19 protein-coding genes and 5 tRNA genes are annotated in these 14,737 nt (G+C 71.0%); 8 read left to right on the top strand and 16 right to left on the bottom strand.

Annotated elements, in window-relative coordinates; genetic code table 11:
- Nucleotides 1-238: 238 nt before the first annotated feature.
- Entirely contained in the window at nt 239-424 is a 186-nt protein-coding gene (gene rpmB, locus ACF073_RS24855) for a 50S ribosomal protein L28 (RefSeq protein WP_004924906.1), read from the top strand.
- Nucleotides 425-579: 155 nt separating this feature from the next.
- Here rpmB and thiD read toward each other — a convergent pair whose 3' ends face one another.
- On the bottom strand, nt 580-1,398 hold the full coding sequence (gene thiD, locus ACF073_RS24850) for a bifunctional hydroxymethylpyrimidine kinase/phosphomethylpyrimidine kinase (protein ID WP_392073454.1): 819 nt from the start codon (nt 1,396-1,398) through the stop codon (nt 580-582).
- Nucleotides 1,395-2,360, bottom strand: coding sequence for a thiamine-phosphate kinase (locus tag ACF073_RS24845; RefSeq protein ID WP_392073452.1), 966 nt, complete (start codon nt 2,358-2,360; stop codon nt 1,395-1,397). Before ACF073_RS24845 ends, thiD begins: the two co-directional genes overlap by 4 nt.
- Nucleotides 2,361-2,429: 69 nt before the next feature.
- On the opposite strand from ACF073_RS24845, the gene ACF073_RS24840 reads away from it, so the two are divergent.
- Genes ACF073_RS24840 through ACF073_RS24830 form a run of 3 tightly spaced genes read left to right on the top strand, consistent with a single transcriptional unit; the run spans nt 2,430 to nt 3,422 of the window.
- A complete protein-coding gene (locus ACF073_RS24840; RefSeq protein ID WP_392073450.1) occupies nt 2,430-2,621 on the top strand; it encodes a hypothetical protein in 192 nt (63 codons plus the stop codon).
- Nucleotides 2,622-2,646: 25 nt separating this feature from the next.
- On the top strand, nt 2,647-2,880 hold the full coding sequence (locus tag ACF073_RS24835) for an Lrp/AsnC family transcriptional regulator (protein ID WP_030649166.1): 234 nt from the start codon (nt 2,647-2,649) through the stop codon (nt 2,878-2,880).
- A gap of 20 nt (nt 2,881-2,900) precedes the next feature.
- Entirely contained in the window at nt 2,901-3,422 is a 522-nt protein-coding gene (locus ACF073_RS24830; RefSeq protein ID WP_392073448.1) for a DUF3515 domain-containing protein, read from the top strand.
- Nucleotides 3,423-3,434: 12 nt separating this feature from the next.
- On the opposite strand, the gene ACF073_RS24825 is transcribed toward ACF073_RS24830, so the two are convergent.
- From ACF073_RS24825 to ACF073_RS24815, 3 genes are all read right to left on the bottom strand, one after another.
- Nucleotides 3,435-4,592: a D-alanine--D-alanine ligase family protein gene (locus tag ACF073_RS24825; RefSeq protein WP_392073446.1), complete on the bottom strand. Its 1,158-nt coding sequence runs from the start codon at nt 4,590-4,592 to the stop codon at nt 3,435-3,437.
- 259 nt (nt 4,593-4,851) lie between these two features.
- Nucleotides 4,852-5,862: an NAD(P)H-dependent glycerol-3-phosphate dehydrogenase gene (locus ACF073_RS24820; protein WP_392073444.1), complete on the bottom strand. Its 1,011-nt coding sequence runs from the start codon at nt 5,860-5,862 to the stop codon at nt 4,852-4,854.
- Complete coding sequence (locus ACF073_RS24815; protein ID WP_392073442.1) at nt 5,859-6,629, bottom strand: lysophospholipid acyltransferase family protein; 771 nt, start codon at nt 6,627-6,629, stop codon at nt 5,859-5,861. The genes ACF073_RS24820 and ACF073_RS24815 overlap by 4 nt, the downstream gene beginning before the upstream one ends.
- Nucleotides 6,630-6,782: 153 nt before the next feature.
- Here ACF073_RS24815 and cofC point away from each other — a divergent pair, with 153 nt between their 5' ends.
- Nucleotides 6,783-7,421 carry a 2-phospho-L-lactate guanylyltransferase gene (gene cofC / locus ACF073_RS24810; RefSeq protein ID WP_392073440.1) on the top strand — a complete coding sequence of 213 codons (639 nt, stop codon included), beginning with the start codon at nt 6,783-6,785 and terminating at the stop codon, nt 7,419-7,421.
- Between the two features lie 80 nt (nt 7,422-7,501).
- Nucleotides 7,502-7,705: a hypothetical protein gene (locus ACF073_RS24805; RefSeq protein WP_392073438.1), complete on the top strand. Its 204-nt coding sequence runs from the start codon at nt 7,502-7,504 to the stop codon at nt 7,703-7,705.
- Nucleotides 7,706-7,775: 70 nt separating this feature from the next.
- Here the strand turns inward: ACF073_RS24805 and ACF073_RS24800 are convergent, their stop codons facing one another.
- From ACF073_RS24800 to leuC, 4 genes are all read right to left on the bottom strand, one after another.
- Entirely contained in the window at nt 7,776-8,429 is a 654-nt protein-coding gene (locus ACF073_RS24800; RefSeq protein ID WP_392073436.1) for an HU family DNA-binding protein, read from the bottom strand.
- 136 nt (nt 8,430-8,565) lie between these two features.
- Nucleotides 8,566-8,796: a hypothetical protein gene (locus ACF073_RS24795; protein WP_392073434.1), complete on the bottom strand. Its 231-nt coding sequence runs from the start codon at nt 8,794-8,796 to the stop codon at nt 8,566-8,568.
- Nucleotides 8,797-9,070: 274 nt separating this feature from the next.
- Nucleotides 9,071-9,664 carry a 3-isopropylmalate dehydratase small subunit gene (gene leuD, locus ACF073_RS24790; RefSeq protein WP_392073432.1) on the bottom strand — a complete coding sequence of 198 codons (594 nt, stop codon included), beginning with the start codon at nt 9,662-9,664 and terminating at the stop codon, nt 9,071-9,073.
- 5 nt (nt 9,665-9,669) lie between these two features.
- On the bottom strand, nt 9,670-11,094 hold the full coding sequence (gene leuC, locus ACF073_RS24785) for a 3-isopropylmalate dehydratase large subunit (protein WP_392073430.1): 1,425 nt from the start codon (nt 11,092-11,094) through the stop codon (nt 9,670-9,672).
- A gap of 208 nt (nt 11,095-11,302) precedes the next feature.
- Here leuC and ndgR point away from each other — a divergent pair, with 208 nt between their 5' ends.
- Nucleotides 11,303-12,019, top strand: a complete 717-nt coding sequence (ndgR, locus tag ACF073_RS24780) for an IclR family transcriptional regulator NdgR (RefSeq protein WP_020270051.1) — start codon at nt 11,303-11,305, stop codon at nt 12,017-12,019.
- Nucleotides 12,020-12,143: 124 nt separating this feature from the next.
- Here the strand turns inward: ndgR and ACF073_RS24775 are convergent, their stop codons facing one another.
- Entirely contained in the window at nt 12,144-12,629 is a 486-nt protein-coding gene (locus tag ACF073_RS24775) for a DUF4188 domain-containing protein (protein WP_392073427.1), read from the bottom strand.
- Between the two features lie 105 nt (nt 12,630-12,734).
- On the opposite strand from ACF073_RS24775, the gene ACF073_RS24770 reads away from it, so the two are divergent.
- On the top strand, nt 12,735-13,382 hold the full coding sequence (locus tag ACF073_RS24770) for a MerR family transcriptional regulator (RefSeq protein WP_392073425.1): 648 nt from the start codon (nt 12,735-12,737) through the stop codon (nt 13,380-13,382).
- A 64-nt stretch (nt 13,383-13,446) separates the two neighbouring features.
- Here the strand turns inward: ACF073_RS24770 and ACF073_RS24765 are convergent.
- The 6 genes from ACF073_RS24765 to ACF073_RS24740 all read right to left on the bottom strand — a co-directional run bounded on the left by ACF073_RS24765 (nt 13,447) and on the right by ACF073_RS24740 (nt 14,729).
- Nucleotides 13,447-13,519, bottom strand: a tRNA-Glu gene (locus ACF073_RS24765).
- 28 nt (nt 13,520-13,547) lie between these two features.
- A tRNA-Gln gene (locus ACF073_RS24760) sits at nt 13,548-13,619 on the bottom strand.
- 20 nt (nt 13,620-13,639) lie between these two features.
- Nucleotides 13,640-13,712 (bottom strand) — tRNA-Glu (locus ACF073_RS24755).
- A 29-nt stretch (nt 13,713-13,741) separates the two neighbouring features.
- Nucleotides 13,742-13,814, bottom strand: a tRNA-Glu gene (locus ACF073_RS24750).
- A gap of 21 nt (nt 13,815-13,835) precedes the next feature.
- A tRNA-Gln gene (locus tag ACF073_RS24745) sits at nt 13,836-13,907 on the bottom strand.
- Nucleotides 13,908-13,997: 90 nt separating this feature from the next.
- The gene (locus ACF073_RS24740) at nt 13,998-14,729 is read right to left on the bottom strand and encodes an HAD family hydrolase (RefSeq protein ID WP_392073423.1); all 732 of its coding nucleotides are present in this window, start codon (nt 14,727-14,729) and stop codon (nt 13,998-14,000) included.
- Nucleotides 14,730-14,737 lie beyond the last annotated feature (8 nt).

Here is a 14,737-nt window from a genome sequence, read left to right as displayed (position 1 = left end):
TGGACGTGGGACGCAGCGTAGACCCCGGACGGGTGCCCTCCGGAAGAGGGCCGGGAGCAGGGGCCCGATCTGTCATGGTAGTTTCGTTGCACCGAAGCAGCCGTTGTATGCTGCTCCGGTTGCCCGATCTGATCGGGCCGTTCCCCTGGCACCGCCACTCAAGATCTCGGTTTTTAGGATCTCGATCCCGGCATGCCGGGATTATCCGTAAGTGCATCTGAAGTCTTTGGAGTGACCCGTGGCTGCCAACTGCGACGTCTGCGGCAAGGGGCCGGGCTTCGGCAACAACATCTCGCACTCGCACCGCCGTACGCCCCGCCGCTGGAACCCGAACATCCAGCGCGTACGTACCGTGGTCGGCGGGACGCCGAAGCGCGTGAACGCTTGCACCTCGTGCATCAAGGCCGGCAAGGTCTCGCGCTGACGCGTCTGCTGAGCGCGCGGCCACTGCCTGGTCCGCTGCACTGAGCCGGTCCACCTCACGGTGGACCGGCTTTTTGCCGTACCCGAACGCCGTACCCGAACCCGTGCCCGAAGGCCGGGGAGAGGGCGGGACCGCCGGCGAGAGCGCCGACGGCCTCAGACGGCGTCCCGTGTGTCCCGCCCGAGCGCCCAGCCGTGGTCCACGGGCCCGATCCCGGCGCCCAGGGAGAACCCGGCGGCGATCGCGCCGGTGACGTACTCCTTGGCCGCCGTGACCGCCTCCGGCACGCTCCGGCCCTTCGCCAGGCCGCAGGCGATCGCGGAGGCGAGGGTGCAGCCGGTGCCGTGGGTGTGCCGGTTGTCCTGGCGGGGAGCCCGCAGCCAGAACTCCGCCGAGCCGTCGGTGAGCAGGTCCAGGGCGTCCCCCGCGAGGTGACCGCCCTTGATCAGCACCCAGCGCGGCCCGTACGCCAGCACGGCCGCGGCAGCGCGCCGCAGATCGTCCTCGGAGTCGACCCGCACCCCGGTGAGTTGCGCCACCTCGTCGAGGTTCGGCGTGGCCACCGTCGCCACCGGGAGCAGCTTGGTGCGCACCGAGTCCAGCGCGGAGGCGGCCAGCAGCGGGTCGCCGTGCTTGGAGACGCCCACCGGGTCCACCACGGCCGGCGCGTCCGTGCCGGAGATCAACTCGGCAACCGCCTCGACCAGTTCCGCGGAGGCCAGCATGCCGGTCTTCACGGCCTGCACGCCGATGTCGTCGACCACACTGCGGTACTGCGCCCGCACCGCCTCCACCGGCAGCTCCCAGGCGCCCTGCACGCCCACGGAGTTCTGCGCGGTCACGGCCGTGATCACACTCATCCCGTGCACGCCGAGCGCCAGCATCGTCTTCAGGTCGGCCTGGACGCCCGCTCCGCCGCCGGAGTCGGAGCCCGCCACCGTGAGCACCCTCGGCGGTGTCCGCGCGGCGCTCATGACTCGATGTCCCCGAAGTGGTCCCAGCCGCCCTTGCTGGTCCAGGGCGCCCCGTCGACCGTCACCTGGGGCAGCGCGGAGGGGTTGAGGACCTCGCCGATGACCTTCCAGCGGGCCGGGAGCTTGGTGTCCGACGGGAAGGTGGCCACGATCGCGTGGTCCTCTCCGCCGGTCAGCACCCACTGCAGCGGGTCCACGCCGACGGCCTGCCCGATGTCGTTCATCTGCGTCGGGATGTCGATCGCGCCGGAGCGGATGTCGATCCGGACCTTGCTGGCCTCGGCGATGTGCCCGAGGTCGGCGATCAGGCCGTCGCTCACGTCGCACATCGCGGTGGCGCCGAGCGCGGCCGCCGCCGGACCCGCGTGGTACGGCGGCTCGGGACGCCGGTGGGCCTCCACGAAGGCGCGCGGCGAGCGGAAGCCGCGGGCGAGCACCGCGTACCCGGCGGCGGACCAGCCCAGCCAGCCCGTGACGGCCACGAGGTCGCCGGGCTGGGCGCCCGCGCGCGTGACGGGCTCCTGGTTGCGCAGATCGCCGAGCGCGGTGATCGACACCATGATCGTGTCGCCGCGCACGACGTCCCCGCCGACCACGGAGGCGCCCGCGACCTGGCACTCGTCGCGCAGGCCGTCCATCATCTCGGTCGGCCAGGTGACCGGCAGTTCGGCCGGGACGACCAGGCCGAGCAGCAGCGCGGTCGGTACGGCGCCCATCGCGGCGATGTCCGCGAGGTTCTGTGCGGCGGCCTTGCGGCCGACGTCGTAGGCCGTGGACCAGTCACGGCGGAAGTGCCGGCCCTCCAGCAGGATGTCGGTGCTCGCCACCACCCTGCGGTCGGGGGCGGCGACCACCGCGGCGTCGTCGCCGGGGCCGACCCGGACCGCCGGCGTGGCGGTGAGACGGGAGGTGAGCTCCCTGATGAGCCCGAACTCCCCGAGCTCACCAACAGTGCCCTTCATGTCCCTAGCTCCCCTTTTCTCCCTTGCCGTGCCCAGTCGCGCGTCATCAGTGTCCCCGATACCGTCGAAATGACCGTCGTCGCGGTCCTGGAGGCCGCCGACCCGGTCGTGGCGACCGTCGACACGGTCCGGGTGGTCGATACGGTCCATGTGACCGTCAACTTCCGTCGTGCCCGCACCCTGGCGCGCAAGCCCGGTCCCCGCAGGTCTCCCCGCGGGGAGCGGCGACGCGATACCGTGGCGTTCCTTTTCCCCACATGATCCTCGTGGCCGCTCTGGAGGTTCCGTGGTACAGGCGTACATCCTGATCCAGACCGAGGTCGGCAAGGCGTCGACCGTCGCCGAGACGATCAGCAAGATCCCTGGAGTGCTCCAGGCCGAGGACGTGACGGGTCCCTACGATGTCATCGTGCGCGCCCAGGCCGAGACCGTCGACGAACTCGGTCGCATGGTGGTCGCCAAGGTCCAGCAAGTGGACGGCATCACGCGCACCCTGACCTGTCCGGTCGTGCATCTGTAGCCCCCGTCTACGCTTGGCCGGTGAACTTCTTCCGTCACCGGCCTCTCGCCCTGCTCGCACCGGTCCTGCTCGTCGCGGTGGCCGGCTGCTCCACGGCGGACGACGACGGCACCGTCGCCGTTCCCACCCCGGACGCGAAGACCGCCCCGATCTGCCGGGACCTGGACAAGGTGCTGCCGCGGAAGGTGAACGGACAGCCCCGCAAGGACCCCGGACCCCGGTCCGCCTACACGGCGGGCTGGGGAAACCCGGCGATCATACTGCGCTGCGGCATCGTCCGGCCGCCGAAGATGATCGATGCCAAGGTGGCTCTGGGCGACGACCCGAACGCGATCGGTGGCGGGGTCAACGGCGTCGACTGGCTGATGGAGAAGGAGAGCGACGGGACGTGGCGGTTCACCACGTCAGGTCGCCGCGCGTACGTGCAGGTGACCCTGCCGAAGAAGCTGTCGGGCCCGGACGACAGCGCCCAGGTCATGATGGATCTGGCAGCGGCCGTGAAGAAGGCGAACCCGAAAGGGCTCGCCTCCATGCGGGGATGACCCGGTACGGGCTCAGCGCAGCCCGGTCGGGCGGCGCAGCGCCGCCTGCACCAGGCGGTCCACCAGCTCGGGGTAGCTGATCCCGGTCGCCTGCCACATCTGCGGGTACATGGAGATCGGCGTGAAGCCGGGCATGGTGTTGATCTCGTTGATCACGAACTCGCCGTCCTCGTCGAGGAAGAAGTCCGCGCGGACCAGGCCCTCGCAGGAGGCCGCCTCGAACGCCTCGACGGCGAGCCGGCGCACCTCGGCGGTCTGCTCCTCGGTGAGCGGGGCCGGGACGACACCGGGCGTGGAGTCGATGTACTTGGCCTCGAAGTCGTAGTACGCGTGGGCGTCCGGCGGCGGGATCTCGGCCGGGACGGAGGCGCGCGGGCCGTCCTCGAACTCCAGGACGCCGCACTCGATCTCGCGGCCCCGCACGGCCGCCTCGATGAGGATCTTCGGGTCGTGCGACTGGGCCTCGGCGATCGCCTCGTCCAGGCCGGACAGGTCGTCGACCTTGGTGATGCCGATGGACGAACCCGCGCGCGCGGGCTTCACGAACAGCGGCCAGCCGTGCTCGCCGGCGAAGTCGACGATCTTCTTGCGGGCGGCGGACTCGTCCTGCGCCCACTCGCGGGGGCGGATCACCACGTACGGGCCCACCTTCAGCCCGAAGGAGGTGAACACCCGCTTCATGTACTCCTTGTCCTGGCCGACGGCCGAGGCGAGCACGCCCGAGCCCACGTAGGGCACCCCGGACAGCTCCAGCAGGCCCTGCAGGGTGCCGTCCTCGCCGTAGGGGCCGTGCAGCACCGGGAAGACCACGTCGACCTCGCCGAGCGCCTTGGGCACGGAGCCGGGCTCGCTGTAGACGACCTCGCGGTTGGCCGGGTCGACGGGGAGCACCACGCCGCCCTCGTGCGACTCCGCCAGCTCGTCCACGCTGGGGGTGCGCCGGTCGGTGATGGCCATCCGCTCCGGCTCGTCGGCCGTCAGCGCCCAGCGGCCGTCCGCGGTGATGCCGATCGGCAGGACGTCGTACTTGGTCCGGTCGATGGCCTTGAGGACGGCGCCCGCGGTGACCACGGAGATCCCGTGTTCGGAGCTGCGCCCGCCGAACACGACGGCCACGCGGGGCTTGCGCGACGGCTGCTCAGGGCTCTGGGGAAGGTTCTCGGTGCTCATATCGCGATGAGAGTACCTGGAGGCAGCGCCCAAGTCAGCGCGCGCTCCCGGGCCGTCGCTCAGCGTCGCGCGGACGGTCGCTCAGCGTCGCGCGGGACGGTCGCTCAGCGGCACGCGGAGGGCCGCTCAGCGGCGCGGGGACGGTCGCGAGCGCGCCGCCGGACGGCCCGGGGCGGCGGCCGGACCGGACCCGGGGGGCCGCTCCCGGCTCGGTGCGGCCCGGGATCCGGCGCCGCTCGGGGTCAGCGGCGCTCCGGGCTCAGCGGCGCTCCGGCTTGGCGCTGCGCGCCATCAGCTCCTTGAGCGCGACGACCGGCGACTTGCCCTCGTGCACGATGCTGACGACCGTCTCGGTGATGGGCATGTCGACGTCGTGCCGGCGGGCCAGATCCAGCACGGACTCGCAGGACTTGACGCCCTCGGCGGTCTGCCGGGTGACCGCGATGGTCTCCTCCAGCGTCATGCCCTTGCCGAGGTTGGTGCCGAAGGTGTGGTTGCGGGACAGCGGCGAGGAGCAGGTGGCCACCAGGTCGCCCAGGCCCGCGAGTCCGGAGAAGGTCAGCGGGTCGGCGCCCATCGCGAGGCCGAGGCGGGTGGTCTCGGCGAGGCCGCGCGTGATGAGCGAGCCCTTGGCGTTGTCGCCGAGCCCCATGCCGTCGGCGATGCCGACCGCGAGCCCGATGACGTTCTTGACCGCGCCGGCCAGTTCGCAGCCGACCACGTCGGTGTTGGTGTACGGCCGGAAGTACGGCGTGTGGCAGGCGGCCTGGAGCCGCTGCGCGACCCGCTCGTCGGTGCAGGCCACGACGGCGAGGGCGGGCATGCGGGCGGCGATCTCACGGGCCAGGTTGGGCCCGGTGACGACCGCGACCCGGTCGGCGCCGACCTTGGCGACGTCCTCGATGACCTCGCTCATCCGCATGGTGGAACCGAGTTCGACGCCCTTCATCAGGGAGACGAGGACGGTGTCCGGCGCGAGCAGCGGGGCCCATTCGCCGAGGTTGGCGCGGAGGGTCTGGGAGGGGATGGCGAGGACGGTGAAGTCCGCGTCCCGCAGGGCCTCGGCCGCGTCTGCGGTGGCCCGCAGGTTCTCCGGGAGTACCACCCCGGGCAGATAGTCGGGGTTGGTCCGGGTGGAGTTGACCGCCTCGGCCAGCTCCGGGCGGCGGGCCCACAGGGTCACGTCACAGCCGGCGTCGGCGAGCACCATGCCGAAGGCGGTGCCCCAGGAACCGGTGCCCATGACGGCCGCCCGCACAGGCTTGCTCACTTGCTCTGCCCTTCCGCTGTCGTGCTCCGCGCCTGCGCCTGGGAGCGGCGCCGCTGCTCGATCCGCTCACGGCGCGGGTCGTAGGGCGTCGCGGGCGCCTTCTCGCCGCGGATCTCCTCCAGCTGGCGGGTGATGGCGGCCATGATGACCTCGGTGGCCTCCTTCAGCACGTCCGGGGTCATCTCCTTGCCGTAGAAGCGGGAGAGGTCCACGGGCGGGCCCGCCAGCACGCGGTGGGTCTTGCGCGGGAACAGGCGGGGCTTCTTGGCGTACGGCGGCAGCAGTTCGTTGGCGCCCCACTGGGCGACCGGGACGACCGGGCACCGGGTCTGCAGGGCGACCCGGGCGGCGCCGGTCTTGCCGGTCATGGGCCAGCCGTCGGGGTCGCGGGTGAGGGTGCCCTCGGGGTAGAAGGCGACGCACTCGCCGCGCTCCACGGCGTCGATGGCGGCCCGGAAGGCGCTGAGCGCGTCCGTGGACTCGCGGTAGACGGGGATCTGCCCGGTGCCGCGCATGGCGGCGCCGACGAATCCCTTCTTGAAAAGCCCGCTCTTCGCCAGGAATCGCGGAACCCGCCCGGTGTTGTACTGGTAGTGCGCGTACGCGAAGGGGTCCACGTGGGAATTGTGGTTCACCACGGTGATAAAGCCGCCCTCGGCCGGAATGTGCTCCATTCCACGCCAGTCCCGCTTGATCAGAACCACCAGCGGCGGTTTGCAGATCACCGCGGCGAAGCGATACCAGAAGCCGATTCTGCGGCGGGGCACAAGAACACCTTCCTCTAGGACTGCCACCCCGGCGGGGGCCGCACAAGTCTGGCCCCGGCCCGCCGGTCTGTCGAGAACACCGTACGCCCCGCCTCCCCCGGCACCGGAGGGCGCGGGGGACAATGAGCGGGACAAGAGAGGGGCGGTACGCCGGTGCAGTGGACCTTGGTGATCCCCTTGAAGCCCCTGCCGCAGGCCAAGAGCAGGCTTGCGGACACCGCCGGCGACGGGGTGCGCCCGGGGCTGGCACTGGCGTTCGCGCAGGACACCGTGGCGGCGGCGCTGGCCTGCCCCGCGGTGGCGGATGTGGCGGTCGTCACGGACGACGAGCTGGCCGCACGGGAGCTGGCGGCGCTGGGCGCGCGGATCGTCCCGGACGTGCCCCGAAGCGGCCTGAACGCCGCTCTGGCGTACGGCACCGCCGTCGTACGGGAAATCCGTCCCGGCACTCCGGTCGCGGCCCTGAACGCCGATCTGCCGGCCCTGCGCCCCGCCGAACTGTCCCGGGTGCTCGCGGCGGCATCGGAATTCCCGCGCGCCTTTCTAGCGGACGCCGCCGCGCTGGGCACGACTTTGCTGGCGGCGGCCGGTGATCACGCATTGCGGCCCGCGTTCGGCCTCGATTCCCGTGTGCGGCACCGGGCCTCTGGAGCGCGGGAACTCGGGCTCACGGGGGTCGATTCGGTACGGCAGGACGTGGACACCGGCGCGGATCTGCGCGCCGCGCTGGCCCTCGGGGTGGGGCGCCGTACGGCGGCGGTCTCGGCGGGGTTGCTGATCCCGGGCAACTGAGCGGCCGGCCCCTGCCCGTGGCGGCCGGCGACGGACCGCGGGCCGGGCGGCGCACGGCCGGAGACACTACGCTGACGGCCATGCAAGCCACCGCATACACCTACGACCCGGAAACCCGCAGCGGACAGGTACTGCTGGACGACGGCACCCCCGTGCCCTTCGGCACCGCCGCGTTCGACGCGGGCGGCCTGCGGCTGCTGCGCCCCGGCCAGCGGGTGCGGATCGAGACGGAGGGCGAGGGCGACGCCGTGCGCATCACCCTGGTAACCCTTCAGACCCTGTAATTGCCCTTACACACGCCGCGGGCCGGGCTCCCCTGGGGAGTCCGGCCCGGCGCGTGGATGCTGTTGCGGCTTACGACGTCGCCTTGCGGGCGGTGGCCTTCTTCGCGGTGGTCTTGCGCGCGGTCGACTTCTTGGCCGGGGCCTTCTTCGCGGTGACCTTCTTGGCCGGGGCCTTCTTGGCCGTCGTCTTCTTGGCCGTGGTCTTCTTCGCCGCGGCGGTCTTGGCCGTCGCCGTGGTCTTCTTGGCGGTGGTCTTCTTCGCCGTGGTCTTCTTCGCTGCGGCCGTGGTGGTCTTCTTCGCCGGCGTCGCCTTCTTCGCCGTGGTCTTCTTCGCCGCGGCCTTGGTGGCCTTCTTCGCCGCGGCCTTCTTGACCGTCGCGGCGGCACCGCCGGTCAGGCTGCCCTTGGGCGCCTTCTTGACGGAGACCTCGCCGCCCCGGGGAAGCTTCTTCGAGCCGCTCACCAGGTCCTTGAAGCCCTGACCGGCGCGGAAGCGCGGCACGGAGGTCTTCTTGACCCGAACCCGCTCGCCCGTCTGCGGATTGCGGGCGTAACGGGCGGGACGGTCCACCTTCTCGAACGACCCGAAGCCGGTGACCGAGACCCGGTCGCCCCCGACGACCGCGCGGACGATGGCGTCCAGGACCGCGTCGACAGCATCGGCGGCCTGCTGGCGGCCACCCATCTTGTCGGCAATCGCTTCTACGAGCTGCGCCTTGTTCACGTCTTCCCCTTCGGAGACATCGCCAGAACGAAAGTGTTCAAGCTTTTTCGCACGTTAGGCAGATATATACCGCAAATCAAACACGAAACGGGCTTATCACCCTTGTGCCGCAACGGACTCGGCCGCCCCGGACGGTTCAGCGGTCCTCTTCGGGCACCCGGCCCGCGTCGAGATCCGCCATGAACCGATCGAGCCGGCTTGCCGCGTCGGCGAGATCGTGCTTGGCCGCGGCCGTAATGACCAGCAGCTTCCGGGTCAGCGCCATCCGTACGCCCTCCGGGACTTGCAGTGCGCGCACTCTTGCGTGCGCTTCCTTGAGCTGGTTCGCGACCGCCGCATAGAGCTGGAGTTGGCCGTCGTGTTCCATGCACAGATTGTGCCATCTGGGGCGAGTTGTCGCCTGCGCAGGGTGCAACTGCCGCCTCAAATGGCCTTCCAGGCACTTGCGGCGGGTGCGAACACAGCACTCACGTACCCGAACAACAGCCGCCGTAACGTGGGAAGTTGAGCGATCCGGCAGAGGGCCGCAGGTCCGTTCGGGTGCAGACATGGCTGTACCCCCGATCGTGGCGATCGGGGGTACAGGAGAGGCGTTGGGGTGGCCGAAACCCGACCCGCTCGGGGCTTCGGGCCCGGCCGGGTCAGACCTGGAGCGTCCGGGGCTTGTGAGCGGGCCGCCCGGTCTCGTAGGCGGCGATGTCGGCCTCGCTCTGGAGCGTGATGGAGATGTCGTCCAGGCCGTTCAGCAGCCGCCAGCGGGAGTTCTCGTCCAGCTCGAAGGGGGCGGTGATGCCCCCGGCGCGCACCTCACGCGCGTTGAGGTCCACCGTGATCTCGGCGGTGGGGTCCTGCTCGGTCAGCTCGGAGAGCGCGTCCACGATCTTCTGGTCGAGAACCACCGTGAGCAGGCCGTTCTTCAGCGAGTTGCCCCGGAAGATATCGGCGAAGCGGGAGGAGATCACGGCCTTGAAGCCGTAGTTCTGCAGCGCCCAGACGGCGTGCTCGCGGGAGGAGCCGGTGCCGAAGTCGGGGCCGGCGACCAGCACCGTGGCCCCCTGCCGCTCGGGGCGGTTGAGGATGAACTCGGGGTCCTTGCGCCAGGCCTCGAACAGACCGTCCTCGAAGCCGTCCCGCGTGACCTTCTTGAGCCAGTGAGCAGGGATGATCTGGTCGGTGTCGACGTTGCTGCGGCGCAGCGGGACGGCCCGGCCGGTGTGGGTGGTGAAGGCTTCCATGGTTCTCAGACTCCAGCGGGCACGGGGACGTCGGTCAGGTCGGCCGGGGAGGCCAGGTGGCCCAGGACGGCGGTGGCCGCCGCGACCTGCGGCGACACCAGGTGCGTACGCCCGCCCTTGCCCTGCCGGCCCTCGAAGTTGCGGTTGGAGGTGGAGGCGGAGCGCTCGCCGGGGGCCAGCTGGTCGGGGTTCATGCCGAGGCACATCGAGCAGCCCGCGTGCCGCCACTCGGCGCCGGCCTCCTTGAAGACCACGTCCAGGCCCTCGGAGACGGCCTGCAGACCCACCCGCGCGGAACCCGGGACGACCAGCATCCGTACGCCGTCGGCGACTTTGCGGTCCTTGAGGATCTCGGCGGCGGCGCGCAGGTCCTCGATGCGGCCGTTGGTGCAGGAGCCTACGAAGACGGTGTCCACATTGATGGAGCGCAGCGGCTGTCCGGCCGCCAACCCCATGTACTCCAGGGCCTTTTCGGCGGCCAGGCGCTCCGAAGCGTCTTCGTACGAAGCCGGGTCGGGGACGCTCGCCGAAAGCGGCGCACCCTGGCCGGGGTTGGTGCCCCAGGTGACGAACGGCGACAGCGCGGCGGCGTCGATGACGACCTCGGCGTCGAAGACGGCGTCGTCGTCGGTGCGCAGCGTCTGCCAGTACGCGACGGCCGCGTCCCAGTCGGCGCCCTCGGGGGCGTGCGGCCGGTCCTTCAGGTACGCGAAGGTGGTCTCGTCGGGGGCGATCATGCCCGCGCGGGCGCCGGCCTCGATCGACATGTTGCAGATGGTCATCCGGGCCTCCATCGAGAGCTTCTCGATGGCGGAGCCGCGGTACTCCAGGATGTAGCCCTGGCCGCCGCCGGTGCCGATCCGCGCGATGATCGCCAGGATCAGGTCCTTGGCGGTGACGCCCTCGGGCAGCTCGCCGTCGACGGTGATGGCCATGGTCCGGGGGCGGGCCAGCGGCAGCGTCTGGGTGGCCAGCACATGCTCGACCTGCGAGGTGCCGATACCGAACGCCAGCGCGCCGAAGGCGCCGTGCGTGGAGGTGTGCGAGTCGCCGCAGACCACGGTCGTGCCGGGCTGGGTCAGGCCCAGCTGCGGGCCGACGACGTGCACGACACCCTGCTCGACGTCGCCCAGCGGGTGCAGCCGCACACCGAACTCGGCGCAGTTCCTGCGCAGGGTCTCCAGCTGGGCGCGGGAGACCGGGTCGGCGATGGGCTTGTCGATGTCGAGGGTCGGGGTGTTGTGGTCCTCGGTCGCGATGGTGAGGTCGAGGCGGCGGACCTTGCGGCCGTTCTTGCGCAGCCCGTCGAAGGCCTGGGGGCTGGTCACCTCGTGCAGCAGGTGCAGATCGATGTAGAGGAGGTCGGGCTCGCCCTCGGCGTGCCGGACGACGTGGTCGTCCCAGACCTTCTCCGCGAGTGTCCTACCCATCGCGTTCCCTCCGGCCGGCAAACGTCCGCCGACCCAACTAGAGATTCTGAGAAGCGGTGGCTGCCCTTCTCGGGGGCCCCTGAAAGTCGTGACTCCGGGCGTCCACCGCCAGGCCCGTTGGTCTGCGGGCCGCTGTGTGATTCCAGGGTGGCGCGTTCCACGGAAAATTGAACTTGCGTTTCACAGAGTGAGACGTGAGTATCGTTGCATGGACAACAGTAGCGGCGTCGGCGTTCTGGACAAGGCGGCCCTCGTCCTGAGCGCTCTGGAGTCCGGTCCGGCCACCCTCGCGGGTCTGGTCGGTGCCACCGGACTGGCACGACCCACGGCCCACCGCCTGGCCGTGGCTTTGGAACACCACCGCATGGTGGCACGCGACATGCAGGGCCGCTTCATCCTCGGCCCGCGCCTCGCGGAGCTGGCCGCGGCGGCGGGCGAGGACCGCCTGCTCGCGACGGCGGGCCCCGTGCTCACCCACCTCCGTGATGTCACCGGCGAGAGCGCGCAGCTCTACCGCCGCCAGGGTGACATGCGGATCTGTGTGGCCGCGGCGGAACGCCTGTCCGGCCTTCGGGACACGGTCCCGGTCGGCTCCACCCTGACCATGAAGGCCGGCTCCTCGGCGCAGATCCTGATGGCCTGGGAGGAGCCCGAGCGTCTGCACCGCGGTCTGCAGGGCGCCCGCTTCACGGCGACTGCCCTGTCCGGCGTCCGGCGGCGCGGGTGGGCCCAGTCCATCGGCGAGCGCGAGCCGGGCGTGGCGTCCGTCTCCGCGCCGGTCCGCGGCCCGTCCAACCGCGTGGTGGCCGCCGTCTCCGTCTCCGGCCCCATCGAGCGCCTGACCCGCCACCCGGGCCGTATGCACGCCCAGGCGGTCATCGACGCGGCAGGCCGCCTCTCCGAGGCCCTGCGCCGCACCGGCTGAGGCCGGCACCCGGAACGCCGAGGAGGGCCTGCCCCAGCGCCGCGGCAGGCCCTCCTCGGCGTTCCGGCACCCGGACGCGGTGCGGGGCGCGGCCCGACGGCCGCGCCCCGCCCCCGCCCGTGGCTCAGGAGGCGCGCAGCCGGTCGGCGGCCCGGTCGCCCCGGCGGCCGACCGGGAGGACCCCGGTCGCCTCTCCCAGCCCGTGGGCGGGCATGTTCATGTAGATCGACTCATGGGCCCCCGCCGGCACGACGTACGTCTCGTGCCAGAAGCCCACCCTGCCCCTTCCCTCCCGCAGGCGCCGGTTGAAGGCCGCCCAGGCCGGGCGGTGGTGGCGGTCCTGAGCCGAGGCGTAGGCGAGCAGCTTCTCCTTCGACTCCCAGTACTGCACGAGGTGGATCTCGCGCGGCCCGCCGCACAGCGCCTTGTAGCCGAGCAGCCCCTCGGACCGGTCCCGGCGCAGCTCCGCGATCATGGGCCCCATGGCCCGTGCGACCGGCCACCAACTGCGGACGGCCGCATAGCTGTTGATCCGCATCCCGATGAGGAAGACGACGACGCCGCCCTCGTGCGCGGCGGTCATACGCCCCTCGACCACTGCATCTCCCATGAGCTCCCCCACTCCTCCAGGCTGGTCGGATAGCTCTGCTATCCATGGTTGGATAGTGACACTCTCCACCATGGGAGCGCAAGCAGGAAGGGACACGACACGACCATGCGACTTGCGGAGCTGAGCGCGCGCAGCGGGGTCTCGACGGCGACGATCAAGTACTACCTGCGCGAGGGGCTGCTGCACCCGGGGCAGCGGATCACGGCCACCCAGGCCGAGTACGACGAGGAGCACGTACGTCGTCTGCGGCTGGTCCGGGCGCTCATCCAGGTGGGCCGGATTCCGGTGAATTCGGCCCGCGAGGTGCTCGCCGCCCTGCAGGAGGAGGGACTCGGCCGCACCCGGCGCCTGGGCACGGCGGTGTGGGCCCTGCCGCACGGCCCCGCGCCCGACGACGCCGACCCGGCCACGGCGTCCGCCCGCCGCACCGCCGACGAACTGCTCGAAAGCCTCGGCTGGCGCCCCGGCCACCTGCCGCCGAACGCCCCGGCCGCACCTCCGTACGAGATGCTGGTGACCGCGATCACCACGCTCGCCCGGCTCGGATACCCGTGCACGAGGGCCGATTTGGAGCCGTACGCCCACGCCATGGAGCAGATCGCCGTCGACGATCTGGACATGGTGGAGCGGTACGCGCCGGAGGAGCAGGTGGAGGCCGCCGTGGCGCTGACCGTCCTGTACGAGCCGGTGCTGCTGAGCCTGCGCCGGCTGGCACAGGCTCACGAGTCGTACCACCGGTTCGAGGGCGACTGAGCCCGGTACGGGCCTTCGGACACGAAGAAGGCCCTCCACCGAAGTGGAGGGCCTTCCCTGTGCGTACCCCCGACCGGATTCGAACCGGCGCTACCGCCTTGAGAGGGCGGCGTGCTAGGCCGCTACACAACGGGGGCGTGGATCTTACGTTTCCGCAGATCCGAGCTGGTCTACCTGGACTCGAACCAAGACTAACTGAACCAGAATCAGTCGTGCTGCCAATTACACCATAGACCAATGTGGTTTAGACCAGTTCGTACCCCCGACCGGATTCGAACCGGCGCTACCGCCTTGAGAGGGCGGCGTGCTAGGCCGCTACACAACGGGGGCCCTAGCGATCCCGACAAGATCGAGATCAGTACCCCCGACCGGATTCGAACCGGCGCTACTGCCTTGAGAGGGCAGCGTGCTAGGCCGCTACACAACGGGGGCTTTGCAGATAAGCTCTGCGAGCTGGCCTACCTGGACTCGAACCAAGACTAACTGAACCAGAATCAGTCGTGCTGCCAATTACACCATAGGCCACTGGAACTCAAGCCCCTGCGGGGGTTCTCGTTCTAGTTTGCTCCTCGGGGCCCGGCCTTTCGGCCCGCTTCCCTCGGCGCAGGAAGAACATTACCCGAAGGTGGACGGGGCTCCAAAACGGGTATCCGCGCGGACGAGCGCCGGGAGTTCGGCGAGGGTCGAGATCCGGTGCGCGGCGACCTCCCCCGCCGTCCACGCGCGCACCCCCGCGCGGTCGATCCACACGGACAGCAGCCCGGCCTCGGCGGCGCCCCGCCCGTCGATCTCGGGGTGGTCGCCGACGTACGCCACCTCGTGCGGGGGCAGCCGCAGCGCCTCGCAGGCCGCCAGGAAGGCCCCCGCCTGCGGCTTGGACACGCCCAGCTCGGCGGCGCACAGCACGGACTCGAAGCGGTCGAGGAGGCCGAGGGTGCGCAGCTTGTGCTCCTGGACCCTGATGCTGGAGTTGGACAGCACCGCGTGCCGGTGGCTGGCGGCGAGGGCCTCCAGGACGGGCAGGACGTCGGGGAAGACGCTCCAGGCGGCCTCGTAGCGGACCAGGTAGCGCGCGAACCAGGCGTCGGCCTCGCCGTCGGTCAGCTCCCGCTGCAGGAAGACCCGGGTGCGGTCGCGGCGCTGCGTGAGGAAGTCCACCTCGCCGGCGGAGAACCGGGCCCACTGGGCGTCCGTGATCTCCCGCCAGCGCAGCAGGGCCTGTTCCACGCCGTCGTACGCGTGGAGCAGGCCCTCGGCCAGGAGATGGGCCCGCATGCCCTCCCGGTCCGCGGTCGTGTAGTCGAAGAGGGTGTCGTCGACGTCCCAGACCACGGCTCTGATGCTCATGGCGCGAC

This window comes from Streptomyces sp. NPDC015171 (assembly GCF_043079545.1).
Taxonomy (GTDB): domain Bacteria; phylum Actinomycetota; class Actinomycetes; order Streptomycetales; family Streptomycetaceae; genus Streptomyces.
The sequence above is the reverse complement of the archived record's forward strand: the minus strand, read 5'-3'. Positions and strand labels throughout refer to the sequence as shown.